At 58.9% G+C, this 13,152-nt stretch carries 10 protein-coding genes; 2 read left to right on the forward strand and 8 right to left on the reverse strand.

Going from position 1 to position 13,152, the window contains the following annotated elements:
• Window position 1: 1 nt before the first annotated feature.
• The 5 genes from HX869_RS25110 to sdhC all read right to left on the reverse strand — a co-directional run bounded on the left by HX869_RS25110 (window position 2) and on the right by sdhC (window position 6,327).
• Complete coding sequence (locus tag HX869_RS25110) at window positions 2-2,833, reverse strand: 2-oxoglutarate dehydrogenase E1 component (protein WP_003210570.1); 2,832 nt, start codon at window positions 2,831-2,833, stop codon at window positions 2-4.
• Window positions 2,834-3,095: 262 nt separating this feature from the next.
• On the reverse strand, window positions 3,096-3,800 hold the full coding sequence (locus HX869_RS25115) for a succinate dehydrogenase iron-sulfur subunit (RefSeq protein WP_003210571.1): 705 nt from the start codon (window positions 3,798-3,800) through the stop codon (window positions 3,096-3,098).
• 11 nt (window positions 3,801-3,811) lie between these two features.
• Window positions 3,812-5,587: a succinate dehydrogenase flavoprotein subunit gene (gene sdhA, locus HX869_RS25120; RefSeq protein WP_003210572.1), complete on the reverse strand. Its 1,776-nt coding sequence runs from the start codon at window positions 5,585-5,587 to the stop codon at window positions 3,812-3,814.
• A 3-nt stretch (window positions 5,588-5,590) separates the two neighbouring features.
• Window positions 5,591-5,959, reverse strand: a complete 369-nt coding sequence (sdhD, locus tag HX869_RS25125) for a succinate dehydrogenase, hydrophobic membrane anchor protein (protein ID WP_003210573.1) — start codon at window positions 5,957-5,959, stop codon at window positions 5,591-5,593.
• On the reverse strand, window positions 5,953-6,327 hold the full coding sequence (gene sdhC / locus HX869_RS25130; RefSeq protein WP_008433998.1) for a succinate dehydrogenase, cytochrome b556 subunit: 375 nt from the start codon (window positions 6,325-6,327) through the stop codon (window positions 5,953-5,955). The genes sdhD and sdhC overlap by 7 nt, the downstream gene beginning before the upstream one ends.
• A gap of 363 nt (window positions 6,328-6,690) precedes the next feature.
• On the opposite strand from sdhC, the gene gltA reads away from it, so the two are divergent.
• Entirely contained in the window at window positions 6,691-7,980 is a 1,290-nt protein-coding gene (gltA, locus tag HX869_RS25135) for a citrate synthase (protein WP_003210575.1), read from the forward strand.
• Window positions 7,981-8,142: 162 nt separating this feature from the next.
• Here the strand turns inward: gltA and HX869_RS25140 are convergent, their stop codons facing one another.
• The 3 genes from HX869_RS25140 to HX869_RS25150 form a co-directional block, all read right to left on the reverse strand.
• Entirely contained in the window at window positions 8,143-9,801 is a 1,659-nt protein-coding gene (locus tag HX869_RS25140) for a cation acetate symporter (RefSeq protein WP_003210576.1), read from the reverse strand.
• Entirely contained in the window at window positions 9,798-10,109 is a 312-nt protein-coding gene (locus tag HX869_RS25145) for a DUF485 domain-containing protein (RefSeq protein ID WP_003210577.1), read from the reverse strand. Before HX869_RS25145 ends, HX869_RS25140 begins: the two co-directional genes overlap by 4 nt.
• Window positions 10,110-10,348: 239 nt before the next feature.
• A complete protein-coding gene (locus HX869_RS25150) occupies window positions 10,349-11,200 on the reverse strand; it encodes a glycine betaine ABC transporter substrate-binding protein (RefSeq protein ID WP_008433997.1) in 852 nt (283 codons plus the stop codon).
• A gap of 330 nt (window positions 11,201-11,530) precedes the next feature.
• Here HX869_RS25150 and HX869_RS25155 point away from each other — a divergent pair, with 330 nt between their 5' ends.
• A complete protein-coding gene (locus HX869_RS25155; protein ID WP_177081016.1) occupies window positions 11,531-13,084 on the forward strand; it encodes a glycosyl hydrolase family 17 protein in 1,554 nt (517 codons plus the stop codon).
• The last annotated feature ends 68 nt before the right edge of the window (window positions 13,085-13,152 follow it).

Here is a 13,152-nt window from a genome sequence, read left to right on the forward strand (position 1 = left end):
GTTAAACAGTGAAAGCATCTTGCAGCAGTTTTTCCTGCTGCTCGGCGTGCATCGACGCATAACCACACGCAGGTGCAGCAGAAGCATCACGACCGGCGTACTCCAGGCCCAGTGCCTGTTTGTGATTGCCGATGCTGCGACGCAAATGATGCTGGCTGCTGTACCACGCGCCCTGGTTCATCGGCTCTTCCTGACACCACACCACATTGGTGAGGTTGGTGTAAGGCGCGATGGCCTCCATCAGGTCGTCTTCCGGGAACGGGTAAAGCTGCTCGATCCGCACGATGGCGATGTCTTCGCGGCCTTCGGCACGGCGTTTTTCCAGCAAATCGTAGTAAACCTTGCCGCTGCACAGGATCAGGCGAGTGACCTTGGCCGCGTCGAGGGTGTCGATTTCTGAAATAACGGTCTGGAACGAACCATCCGCCAGATCTTCCAGGGTCGAGATGGCCAATTTATGACGCAGCAGCGATTTCGGCGTCAGCACTACCAGCGGCTTGCGCAGCGGGCGGATCACCTGGCGACGCAGCAAGTGGTAGATCTGGGCCGGGGTAGTCGGCACGCACACCTGGATGTTGTGCTCGGCGCACAATTGCAGGTAACGCTCCAGACGGGCCGAGGAGTGCTCCGGACCCTGACCTTCATAACCGTGTGGCAGCAGCATGGTCAGACCGCACAGACGGCCCCACTTGTGCTCGCCGCTGGTGATGAACTGGTCGATAACCACCTGGGCACCGTTGGCGAAGTCGCCGAACTGGGCTTCCCAGATCACCAGCGCCTGAGGCGTGGTGGTCGAGTAACCGTATTCGAACGCCAGTACGGCTTCTTCGGACAGGAACGAATCGTACAGGTCGAAACGTGGCTGGCCTTCGTACAGGTTCTGCAACGGGATGTAGGTGCCCGCGTCTTTCTGGTTGTGCAACACAGCGTGACGGTGCGAGAACGTACCGCGGCCGATGTCCTGGCCAGTCATGCGGATCGGGTGACCTTCGAACGCCAGGGTCGCGTACGCCATGGTTTCAGCGTAACCCCAGTTGATCGGCAGGCCGCCGGCTTGCATCTTCTGACGGTCTTCGTAGATCTTCGCAACCTGGCGCTGTACGACGAAACCGTCTGGGATTTCCAGCAGCTTGGCCGACAGTTCCTGCAGGGTCTTCAGATCGAACGAGGTGTCGTGACGCGCAGTCCAGGCGTGGCCCAGGTACGGACGCCAGTCAACGAACAACTCTTTGTTCGGCTCTTTAACCAGGCTTTTCACGACATGCAGGCCGTTGTCCAGCGCGTTGCGGTATTCATCGATCTTCGCCTGAACACGTGCATCGTCCACCACGCCGGCCTTGATCAGGCTATCGGCATACAGCTCACGGGTGGTGCGCTGCTTGGTGATTTGCTGGTACATCAACGGTTGGGTGCCGCTAGGCTCATCCGCTTCGTTGTGACCGCGACGACGGTAGCAGACCAGGTCGATGACCACGTCACGCTTGAACTGCATGCGGTAATCGATGGCCAACTGGGTCACGAACAACACGGCTTCCGGATCATCACCATTCACATGGAGGATCGGCGCCTGGATCATCTTGGCAACGTCGGTCGCGTACTCGGTAGAGCGTGCGTCCAGCGGGTTGCTGATGGTGAAGCCCACCTGGTTGTTGATGACGATGTGAACGGTACCGCCGGTCTTGAAGCCGCGAGTCTGCGACATCTGGAACGTTTCCAGGACCACACCCTGACCGGCGAACGCCGCGTCACCGTGGATGGAAATCGGCAGGACCTTCTCACCGGTGGAATCGTTACGACGATCCTGGCGCGCACGTACCGACCCCTCGACCACTGGAGAAACGATCTCCAGGTGGGATGGGTTGAACGCCATGGCCAGGTGAACTTCACCGCCGGTGGTCATTACGTTGGACGAGAAGCCCTGGTGATATTTAACGTCACCGGAACCCAGCTCGACCTTCTTCTTGCCTTCGAACTCGTCGAACAGCTCGCGCGGGTTCTTGCCGAAGGTGTTGACCAGCACGTTCAAGCGGCCACGGTGGGCCATGCCGATCACGATTTCCTTGGTGCCGTAGGAACCGGAACGCTGGATCAGCTCGTCGAGCATCGGGATCAGGCTTTCGCCGCCTTCCAGGCCGAAACGCTTGGTGCCCGGGTATTTGGTGCCCAGGTATTTTTCCAGGCCTTCCGCTGCAGTGACGCGCTCGAGCAAGTGGCTCTTGACGTCCGCAGACAGCACCGGGCGACCACGCACGCCTTCAAGGCGGTGCTGGAACCAGTGGCGCTGCTCGGAATCAGTGATGTGCGTAAATTCGGCACCGATGGTGCGGCAATATGTCTGCTGCAACGCTTCGTGAATTTCGCGTAGGCTCGCTTCCTCTTTGCCGATGAACAGGTCGCCGGCACGGAAGGTCGTATCAAGATCGGCATTGGTCAAGCCGTAATGATTGATCGACAGGTCTGCAGGTGCAGGACGCTGCCACAGCCCCAGCGGGTCAAGCTGGGCTGCCTGGTGGCCACGCATACGGTAGGCCTGGATCAGTCGCAGTACTTCAACTTGCTTCTTCTCGTGCTCACTGCTCACGCTTGCGGCAGAAACCGGCTGGGCGCGGCGCTGGTTCTTTGCCAGCAGCACGAACTGATCGCGAATTGTTGCGTGCGATACATCGGTGGCAGCGTTGCCGTCTGAAGACAACGTCTGAAATTTGGTGCGCCATTCTTCTGGCACAGCGTTAGGGTCGTGCAGGTAGAGCTCATAAAGCTCTTCCACATAGGCAGCGTTACCACCTGAAAGATAGCCGCTGTTCCACATGCGCTGCATCACGCTTTCTTGCATGCTTGGTCACCCTCGATTTGGGGACACCACCGGCGAAAACACCGAGTTTGCTTGCAAAAGGCCAAGTGCAGCGACCAAAACAAGCCACTTAGGATCACGCTGATAGTTCGGGTACCAACCCGAATGCCCCTGCTTGTCTCATTTCTTCAAAATAAGAGCCGCGTCTTTGTAAGTCGCTGCTCAAGTTAAAACTACGGCGCCGGTTGAAGCCTGCGCCGTAGCATCTACGGGCACAACGGTCCTGCTTTTACTACAACGTCGGTTACACGCCGCTTTGCAGCAGCATGCTACGTACGTGACCAATGGCCTTAGTCGGGTTCAGGCCTTTGGGACATACGTTGACGCAGTTCATGATCCCGCGGCAGCGGAATACGCTGAACGGGTCATCCAGCGAAGCCAGACGCTCGGCAGTCTTGGTGTCACGGCTGTCTGCCAGGAAGCGGTACGCTTGCAGCAGGGCAGCTGGGCCCAGGAACTTGTCGGGGTTCCACCAGAAGGACGGGCAGGAAGTCGAGCAGCAAGCGCACAGGATGCACTCGTACAGACCGTCCAGCTTCTCGCGCTCTTCCGGAGTCTGCAGACGCTCGATGGCCGGAGCCGGCGTGTCGTTCTGCAGGAATGGCTTAACCTTCTCGTATTGCTTGTAGAAGATGCTCATATCGACGACCAGGTCACGGATAACCGGCAAACCTGGCAGCGGACGAACAACCAACTTGTTGCCTTTCACCACGGAAGACAGCGGCGTGATGCATGCCAGGCCGTTCTTGCCGTTGATGTTCATGCCGTCGGAGCCGCAAACACCCTCACGGCAAGAGCGACGATAGGAGAAACCTTCGTCCTGCTCTTTAACCAGGGCCAGCACGTCCAGCACCATCAGGTCCTTACCACCGGTATCGACCTGGAATTCCTGCATGAACGGCGCAGCGTCCTGATCAGGGTTGTAGCGATAAACACTGACTTTCAACATGGCAGCCACCCTTAGTAAGTCCGAATCTTCGGTTCAAACGTCGGAACCGTCTTCGGCGAGAAGTTCACGGCACGCTTGGTTACGCGCTTGTCACCCGGGAAGTACAGGGTGTGGCACAACCAGTTTTCGTCGTCGCGGTCTTCATAGTCTTCACGAGCGTGAGCACCACGGGATTCTTTACGAACCTCGGCGGCGATCGCAGTCGCTTCAGCCACTTCCAGCAGGTTTTGCAGCTCAAGGGCTTCGATTCGAGCGGTGTTGAACGCCTGGCTCTTGTCGTTGATCTTGACGTTGGCGATGCGCGTACGCAGGTCAGCCAGCTGGGCGATACCTTTCTGCATGTATTCGCCGGTACGGAACACACCGAAGTAGTTCTGCATGCAGCTTTGCAGCTCTTTGCGCAGGGAGGCGACGTCTTCGCCATCGGTACGCGAGTTCAGGCCATCCAGACGTGCCAGGGCAGCGTCGATGTCGGACTGGCGTGGACGCGCGTAATCAACGCCTTCCTTCAGGGTCTGCTCCAGGAACAGGCCGGCGGCACGACCGAATACCACCAGGTCGAGCAGCGAGTTGCCGCCCAGACGGTTGGCACCGTGAACCGATACGCACGCCACTTCACCTACCGCGAACAGACCAGGGATGATCTGGTCAACGCCGTCGGCGTCCTGGGTGATCGCCTGGCCATGAATGTTGGTGGCAACGCCGCCCATCATATAGTGGCAAGTTGGAACAACCGGGATCGGCGCAACAGCCGGGTCAACGTGGGCAAAGGTCTTGGACAGCTCCATGATGCCTGGCAGACGGCTGTGCAGCACTTCTTCACCGAGGTGATCGAGCTTCAGCATCACGTGGTCGCCATCGGGACCACAGCCGTTACCGGCGATGATCTCTTTAACCATGGAACGGGCTACAACGTCACGACCGGCAAGGTCTTTGGCGTTCGGAGCATAACGCTCCATGAAGCGCTCGCCGTTCTTGTTGATCAGGTAACCACCTTCACCACGGCAACCTTCTGTAACCAGTACACCGGCGCCGGCGATGCCGGTCGGGTGGAACTGCCACATTTCGATGTCTTGTACCGGGACGCCTGCACGCAGGGCCATGCCGATACCGTCACCGGTGTTGATCAGGGCATTGGTAGTCGAAGAGTAGATACGGCCTGCACCGCCGGTCGCCAATACGGTGGCGTTAGCCCGCACGTAAGAGGTTTCGCCGGTTTCGATGCAGATAACGATCATGCCTACAAAGGCACCGTCTTCGTTCTTCACCAGGTCGACGCCGTAGTATTCGTTGAGGAATACGGTGCCGGCCTTCAGGTTGGCCTGGTACAGGGTGTGCAACAGCGCGTGACCGGTACGGTCGGCTGCGGCACAGGTACGAGCGGCCTGGCCACCCTTACCGAAGTCTTTCGACTGGCCGCCGAACGGACGCTGGTAGATGCGACCCTGTTCGGTACGGGAGAACGGCAGACCCATGTGTTCCAGCTCGAAGACCGCTTCCGGGCCTACGGAGCACATGTATTCGATAGCGTCCTGGTCACCGATATAGTCGGAACCCTTGACGGTATCGTACATGTGCCAGCGCCAGTCATCGTTTGGATCGGCGGAGGCGATGGCGCACGTGATGCCACCCTGGGCCGAAACGGTGTGGGAACGGGTCGGGAACACCTTGGTGATCACGGCAGTCTTGTGACCGCCCTGGGCCAGTTGCAGCGCAGCGCGCATGCCGGCACCGCCGCCGCCAATGATGATGGCGTCGAATGAAAGCGTATTAACTGTGTTAGCCATGAATCAGATACCCCAAAGAATCTGCACACCCCAGACGAAGTAAGCGAACATCGCGACGCCGCATACTGCCTGGAAGAGAAACCGTACTGCTGTCGCGGACTTGCCCAGCGCCATCGGCGTCAGGTAGTCGGTCGCGATGGTCCACATGCCAACCCAGGCGTGAGCGCCCAGGGCTACAAGGGCCAGCAGACTGAAGATGCGCATCCCGTTGTGAGCGAACAGGCCGTGCCATTGGGCGTAGCCAATGCCAGGGTTCGCCGCGAGGTACCCGATCAGGAAGATGAAATAAGCCGCGAGAACAACCGCAGACACACGTTGCGCCATCCAGTCATAGAGGCCCGAACGCGACAGGTTCGTAACGCTGGTTACCATATCCAAACTCCCGCCAGAACGATCAGCACCACGGAAATGGCGATGACGATTTTCGAGCCCAGCTTGCCGCCTTCCAGCGTCTCACCGATACCCATGTCCATGATCAAGTGGCGAATACCGGCCACAAGGTGATAAAGCAGAGCGGACAGGAGGCCCCAGGCGACGAATTTGGCCAGCGGACTGGTCAAGCATGCCTTCACCTCGGCGTACCCTTCTTCCGAACCCAGGGATTTGCTCAATGCATAAAGCATGATGCCCAGGCCAAGAAACAGGATGATGCCGGATACACGGTGCAGGAACGACGTTACGCCGGTGATGGGGAGTTTGATGGTCCTTAGGTCTAGGTTTACAGGTCGTTGGCTATTCACGGCTTTTTTTCACACTGAAGAGCCCCTAACAATCAGGGCAAAGTTGTTGGGGAGTGCACTGGTCAGGTAACCACCACCCAGGGAGTGCGACCCCCATCAAAACGGGCCCAAAAGCCCCTGGCGGTCGGAGGCCGAGTATAGACAGTTAGGCAACTAATGACAACGCGCACTCCTCACCCTAATAGCGCATTGCGCTGGCGGCATAAAAGGCGTAAATGGCAGGTAATTTCGAGGAAAAAGTACGGTTAAAGCCTTCTGGAGCAAGACTTTAGGCAAATTGACATCTGAATTTATCTCACTATAGTGGTGCGGGCCCTGCGTGGGGGGTCTGTCTGATGATTTGAAGCATAAATAGGAGGCCACATGGCTGACAAAAAAGCGCAGTTGATCATCGAGGGCGCAGCCCCCGTCGAGCTGCCCATTTTAACCGGCACCGTTGGTCCCGATGTTATCGACGTACGGGGCCTGACGGCCACGGGCCGTTTTACATTCGACCCAGGCTTCATGTCGACCGCCTCATGCGAGTCGAAGATCACCTATATCGACGGTGATAACGGTATCTTGCTGCACCGCGGCTACCCGATCGAACAGCTTGCTGAACAGTCGGACTACCTGGAAACCTGCTACCTGCTGCTTAATGGCGAATTGCCAACAGCTGAGCAAAAGGCCCAGTTTGTCAGCACCGTGAAGAACCACACCATGGTTCACGAGCAGTTGAAGACCTTCTTCAACGGCTTCCGTCGCGACGCCCACCCGATGGCCGTCATGTGCGGCGTAGTCGGCGCCCTGTCGGCCTTCTATCACGACTCCCTGGACATCAATAACCCGCAGCATCGCGAAATCTCCGCGATCCGCCTGGTTGCCAAGATGCCGACCCTGGCCGCAATGGTTTACAAGTACTCCATGGGCCAACCCATGATGTACCCGCGCAACGACCTGACGTACGCGGAAAACTTCCTGCACATGATGTTCAACACCCCGTGCGAGATCAAACCGATCAGCCCGGTGCTGGCCGCCGCGATGGACAAGATCTTCATCCTCCACGCCGACCACGAACAGAACGCCTCGACCTCTACCGTGCGCCTGGCGGGCTCTTCGGGTGCCAACCCGTTCGCCTGTATCGCCGCCGGTATCGCCGCACTGTGGGGCCCTGCCCACGGCGGTGCGAACGAAGCCGTATTGACCATGCTCGATGAAATCGGCGATGTCTCGAACATCGACAAGTTCATCGCCAAGGCCAAGGACAAGAACGATCCGTTCAAGTTGATGGGCTTCGGTCACCGGGTCTACAAGAACCGCGACCCGCGCGCCACCGTAATGAAGAAGACCTGCGACGAAGTGTTGAAGGAACTGGGCATCAAGAACGATCCACAACTCGAACTGGCCATGCGCCTGGAAGAGATCGCCCTGACCGACCCGTACTTCATCGAGCGCTCGCTGTACCCGAACGTCGACTTCTACTCGGGGATCATCCTCAAGGCGATCGGCATTCCAACCAGCATGTTCACCGTGATCTTCGCCCTGGCGCGGACCGTGGGCTGGATCTCCCACTGGAAAGAAATGCTCTCCAGCCCGTACAAGATTGGCCGTCCGCGCCAGCTGTACACCGGCTACGAGTCGCGTGACATCACCAAGCTGGAAGACCGCAAGTAAGCTGATCGCTACTTGGCCACACCGAAAACGGCCTCCTTTGATAGGGAGGCCGTTTTTATTTGTGCCGGATTTGAGAAACAGTTTTGTCGTATCTGTTACCAATAAAGGCAAAAAAAAGCCCCGATCTCACGACCGGGGCATTTTTTTGTAACTGTTACAGGCTTAGTGGCTAACCGCCCCACTCGCCCCCAGGCCAGTCTGCGAACGCACAAACTGCGGGAAGTACAGCGCACGCTCCTTCTCTGCCGCCGCCGACTTGTCGGTGATGGAGAAGAACCAGATGCCGATGAACGCAATGATCATCGAGAACAGCGCCGGGTACTCGTAAGGGAAGATCGCCTTCTCATGGTGCAGGATCGAGACCCAGATGGTCGGGCCGAGGATCATCAGGCCAACGGCACTGATCAAGCCCAGCCAGCCACCAATCATCGCACCACGGGTGGTGAGGTTTTTCCAGTACATGGAAAGCAGCAGCACCGGGAAGTTACAGCTGGCCGCAATGGAGAACGCCAGGCCCACCATGAACGCGATGTTCTGGCTTTCAAACAGGATGCCCAAGCCAATCGCCAGTACTGCCAGGGCGATGGTGGTGATCTTCGATACGCGAATCTCATCCTTCTCGTTGGCCTTGCCTTTCTTGATCACGCTGGCGTACAGGTCATGGGACACCGCCGAAGCACCCGCGAGGGTCAAACCGGCAACCACTGCCAGGATGGTGGCAAACGCCACGGCCGAGATGAAGCCCAGGAAGATACTGCCGCCCACCGCGTTGGCCAGGTGCACCGCCGCCATGTTGTTACCGCCGAGCAAGGCACCTGCAGCATCCTTGAACGCCGGGTTGGTGCTGACCAGCAGGATCGCGCCGAAGCCGATGATGAAGGTCAGGATATAGAAGTAGCCGATGAAGCCAGTGGCATACAGCACGCTCTTGCGCGCTTCCTTTGCGTCACTCACGGTGAAGAACCGCATCAGGATGTGCGGCAGGCCAGCGGTACCGAACATCAGTGCCAGGCCGAGGGAGAACGCCGAAATCGGGTCTTTCACCAGGCCGCCCGGGCTCATGATCGCTTCACCTTTAGGGTGAACCTTGATCGCCTCGGCAAACAGCATGTTGAAGTCGAAGTTGACGTGTTTCATCACCATCAGCGCCATGAACGAGGCACCGGACAGCAACAGCACTGCCTTGATGATCTGCACCCAGGTGGTCGCCAGCATGCCGCCGAACAACACATAGAGGCACATCAGGATGCCCACCAGGATCACCGCAACATGGTAATCAAGGCCGAACAGCAGCTGGATCAGCTTGCCCGCGCCGACCATCTGCGCGATCAGGTAGAACGCCACCACCACCAAAGAGCCACAGGCCGACAGGCTGCGGATCTGGGTTTGCCCCAGGCGATAGGACGCCACGTCGGCAAAGGTGTATTTGCCCAGGTTACGCAGGCGCTCGGCGATCAGGAACAGAATGATCGGCCAGCCCACCAGGAAGCCGATCGAGTAGATCAGGCCGTCGTAGCCGGAGGTGAACACCAGCGCGGAAATCCCCAGGAAGGAGGCTGCCGACATGTAGTCACCGGCAATCGCCAGACCGTTCTGGAACCCGGTGATCTTGCCGCCGGCCGCATAGTAGTCGGCCGCCGACTTGTTGCGCTTGGACGCCCAGTAGGTGATGCACAAGGTCGCGCCGACGAAGGCCACGAACATCAGGATCGCTGCGATATTCAGCGGTTGTTTATGCACTTCGCCGGTCAGTGCATCGGCCGCCCAAACGGCAGGTGCAAAGGCCGAAGCGCCGAGTACAGCCAATAGACGACGGATCATTGCGCAGCCTCCTTGAGAATCGCATTGTTCAAGTCGTCGAATTCGCCGTTGGCGCGTCGTACATAGATGCCAGTGAGGACGAAGGCCGACACAATCAGCCCGACCCCGATCGGGATCCCCCACGTGATGGACGAACCGGGGCTGATCTTGGCCCCCAGTATTTGCGGCCCATAGGCAATCAGAAGAATGAAAGCGGAGTAAAGCCCAAGCATGATTGCCGAGAGAATCCAGGCGAATCTTTCCCTTTTACTAACCAGCTCCTTGAAACGCGGGCTGTTTTGAATCGAGAGGTAAATGCTGTCGTTCATTGTTTTTATCCTCGCAGCACAGCTTTTTATTATTGGAACATATCCACTGTATGCGGCTGAGGAACAGGTTCCAGACGACCTTAGTAGTAGAAGGAGTGTAGCGAGGGATATTGAAGGCGCAGGAATAATTGCGGGGGCGAAATAATGTGGGAGCCGGGCTTGCCCGCGATGGGATCACCTCGATACATCAAGTGCACCGAGGCGTCTGCATCGCAGGCAAGCCAGCGCCCACAAGAGACTTACTTAGCAGTCCACTCGGCGACGCGCTCAGGGTGCTTGGCCACCCAGTCCTTGGCCGCCGCTTCAGGCTTGGCGCCCTCCTGGATCGCCAGCATGACTTCGCCGATTTCATCCTTGGAGGCCCACTGGAATTTCTTCAGGAACGCCACGACTTCCGGGGCTTTCTTTTCCAGGCCTTTGCTGCCGATGCTGTTGACGGTCTCAGCAGCACCATAAATTCCTTTTGGGTCGTCCAGGAAACGCAGTTTCCACTTGGCGAACATCCAGTGTGGCACCCAGCCGGTGACCGCAATGGATTCCTGTTTGTCTTCGGCACGGGTCAACTCGGCGATCATCGCCGCGCCCGAACTGGCTTGCAGCTTGTAGTCCAGGCCATAGGCCTTGATTGCTTCGTCGGTCTTGAGCATCACACCTGAACCGGCGTCGATACCCACGATCTTGTTCTTGAAGGTGGTGTCGGTCTTGAGGTCTTCGATGGATTTGGCTTTCACGTACTCAGGCACGATCAGGCCGATCTTGGCGTCCTTGAAGTTGGGGCCGTAGTCGACCACCTTGTCCTTGTTCTTGGCCCAGTATTCACCGTGGGTCACCGGCAACCAGGCGGAGAGCATGGCGTCGAGTTTGCCGGTGGCCACGCCTTGCCACATGATCCCGGTGGCGACCGCTTGCAGTTTCACGTCATAACCGAGCTTTTGCTTGATCACTTCTGCCGCCACGTGGGTGGTGGCGACACTGTCCGACCAGCCATCCACATAGCCGATGCTCAGGGTTTTGCTGTCGGCGCTGGCCAGTGTGGAGCTCATCGCAACTACCAGAGTGGCAGCTGCGCCCAAGAGTCGTCGCATCTTCATAGTGCTTCCCCGAAAGTGCTGCGCCCGGCGGATGCCGAGCGACGTCAACCTGTTGTTATGTGGTGCACCGCGCCCCCTTCACGCGCATCGATCACGTGGGTGCCTCATCAGTGGAGGGCTGACACTTCGATCATCAACCTGCTGCCACAAGCGACCTGCTCTGACTGCGACCTCAGGTAAGCAAGAAACGACATCACATCGCCAGCAGGATGATTTGTAGGACATTCACCGACGATCCCGCCCGAACTTTGCATGTCAAAATTATGCGGCCCCACTGGGACGGCTCAAATCCGGGTAAGATGCGCGCCTTTGCCCCCAGACGGCCTGATCATGCCCGCGACTGCACGTTTCCCGCTCCTGCCCTATTTATTTGCCCTGATCCTTGGTGTGCTGGCCCTCGGCGGCTATTGGTACGGCCTTGGCCAACCGGTGGTGCTGCCGGACGTGGCCAGCGCCAGCCACAAGCTGCAATGTGCGTCCTACACGCCCTTCGACAAAGACCAGTCGCCGTTCGACCAGCCGTTCAAACTGCGCCCCGAGCGCATGGACGCCGACCTGGCGTTGCTGGCCACCCGTTTCGAATGCATTCGCACCTACTCCCAGACCGGCCTTGAAGACTTGCCGGCACTGGCACGCAAACACGGCCTGAAGCTGATGAGCGGCGCATGGGTCAGCAGTGATCCGGTGGCCACCGCCAAGGAAGTCGAGGCACTGATCGCTTCGGCCAATGCCAACCCCGACGTCGTCACCTCGGTGATCGTCGGTAACGAAACCCTGCTGCGCAAGGAAGTCACCGCCGGGCAGTTGGTCAAGTTGATCCATCACGTCAAGGACCATATCAAGCAACCGGTCACCTATGCCGATGTGTGGGAGTTCTGGCTGCAACACCCGGAAATCGCCCCGGCCGTGGACTTCCTGACCATCCACCTGCTGCCGTACTGGGAAGATGACCCCTCGGGCATCGACCAGGCGCTCAAGCACGTGGGCGATGTGCGCCAGACCTTCGGCAACAAGTTCGCCCCCAAGGACGTGATGATCGGCGAGACCGGCTGGCCGAGCGAAGGCCGCCAGCGGGAAACGGCGGTGCCGAGCCGGGTCAACGAAGCGAAATTCATGCGCGGGTTCGTGGCCATGGCCGAAGCCAATGGCTGGCACTACAACCTGATCGAAGCCTTTGACCAGCCGTGGAAACGTGCCAGTGAAGGGGCGGTGGGTGGTTACTGGGGCCTGTTTGATGCGGACCGCCAGGACAAGGGCGTGCTCGCCGGCCCGGTGACCAATGTGCCGTACTGGCCGCTGTGGCTGGGGGTTGGCGGGATTATCCTGCTGGGCACGCTGCTGCTGGGTGGCCGCGTGCGCACGGCCCGGGCTGCGTTGTTGTTGCCATTGCTGGGCGCCGTGGCGGCCTGCTCGATCGGCACCTGGGCCGAGTTGAACCGGGTCACCGCGCGCTTCACGGATGAGTGGGTGTGGGCTGGATTGCTGGTGGCCTTGAACCTTGCGGTACTGGCTCACGCGGCCCTGGCGTTGAGTACGCGAGAAGGTTGGCGCGAACGCGCCTTCAACTGGCTGGAGCAGCGCGCTGGCTGGCTGGTGGCAATCGCCGGGTTTGCCGGTGCGGTCATGATGCTGGCGCTGGTATTTGACCCGCGTTACCGCAGCTTCCCGAGTGCCGCGCTGGTGCTGCCAGCGCTGGTGTACCTGGTGCGTCCGGTGAGCGGGCTGCGGCGGGAGATTGCATTGCTGGCGTTCATCATCGGTGCCGGTATTGCGCCGCAGTTGTTCCGTGAAGGGGTGATGAACCAGCAGGCGTGGGGTTGGGCGGTGGTGAGCCTGCTCATGGTTGCAGCATTGTGGCGTTGCTTGCGGGTGCGCAAGGCTTAAGACCGCTTTCGCGAGCAAGCCCGCTCCCACACTCGACCGCATTCCAAGGGATGTACTCGGTCAAATGT

Source organism: Pseudomonas sp. P7779, assembly GCF_013386315.1.
GTDB lineage: Bacteria > Pseudomonadota > Gammaproteobacteria > Pseudomonadales > Pseudomonadaceae > Aquipseudomonas.

What these genes read in the sequence shown, in the direction of transcription:
- HX869_RS25150 (WP_008433997.1), bottom strand. Translation starts at nt 11,200, where the DNA reads ATGAAGATGCGACGACTCTTGGGCGCAGCTGCCACTCTGGTAGTTGCG.
- sdhD (WP_003210573.1), bottom strand. Translation starts at nt 5,959, where the DNA reads ATGGTAACCAGCGTTACGAACCTGTCGCGTTCGGGCCTCTATGACTGG.
- gltA (WP_003210575.1), top strand. Translation starts at nt 6,691, where the DNA reads ATGGCTGACAAAAAAGCGCAGTTGATCATCGAGGGCGCAGCCCCCGTC.
- HX869_RS25155 (WP_177081016.1), top strand. Translation starts at nt 11,531, where the DNA reads ATGCCCGCGACTGCACGTTTCCCGCTCCTGCCCTATTTATTTGCCCTG.
- sdhA (WP_003210572.1), bottom strand. Translation starts at nt 5,587, where the DNA reads ATGGCTAACACAGTTAATACGCTTTCATTCGACGCCATCATCATTGGC.
- HX869_RS25115 (WP_003210571.1), bottom strand. Translation starts at nt 3,800, where the DNA reads ATGTTGAAAGTCAGTGTTTATCGCTACAACCCTGATCAGGACGCTGCG.
- HX869_RS25110 (WP_003210570.1), bottom strand. Translation starts at nt 2,833, where the DNA reads ATGCAAGAAAGCGTGATGCAGCGCATGTGGAACAGCGGCTATCTTTCA.
- HX869_RS25140 (WP_003210576.1), bottom strand. Translation starts at nt 9,801, where the DNA reads ATGATCCGTCGTCTATTGGCTGTACTCGGCGCTTCGGCCTTTGCACCT.
- HX869_RS25145 (WP_003210577.1), bottom strand. Translation starts at nt 10,109, where the DNA reads ATGAACGACAGCATTTACCTCTCGATTCAAAACAGCCCGCGTTTCAAG.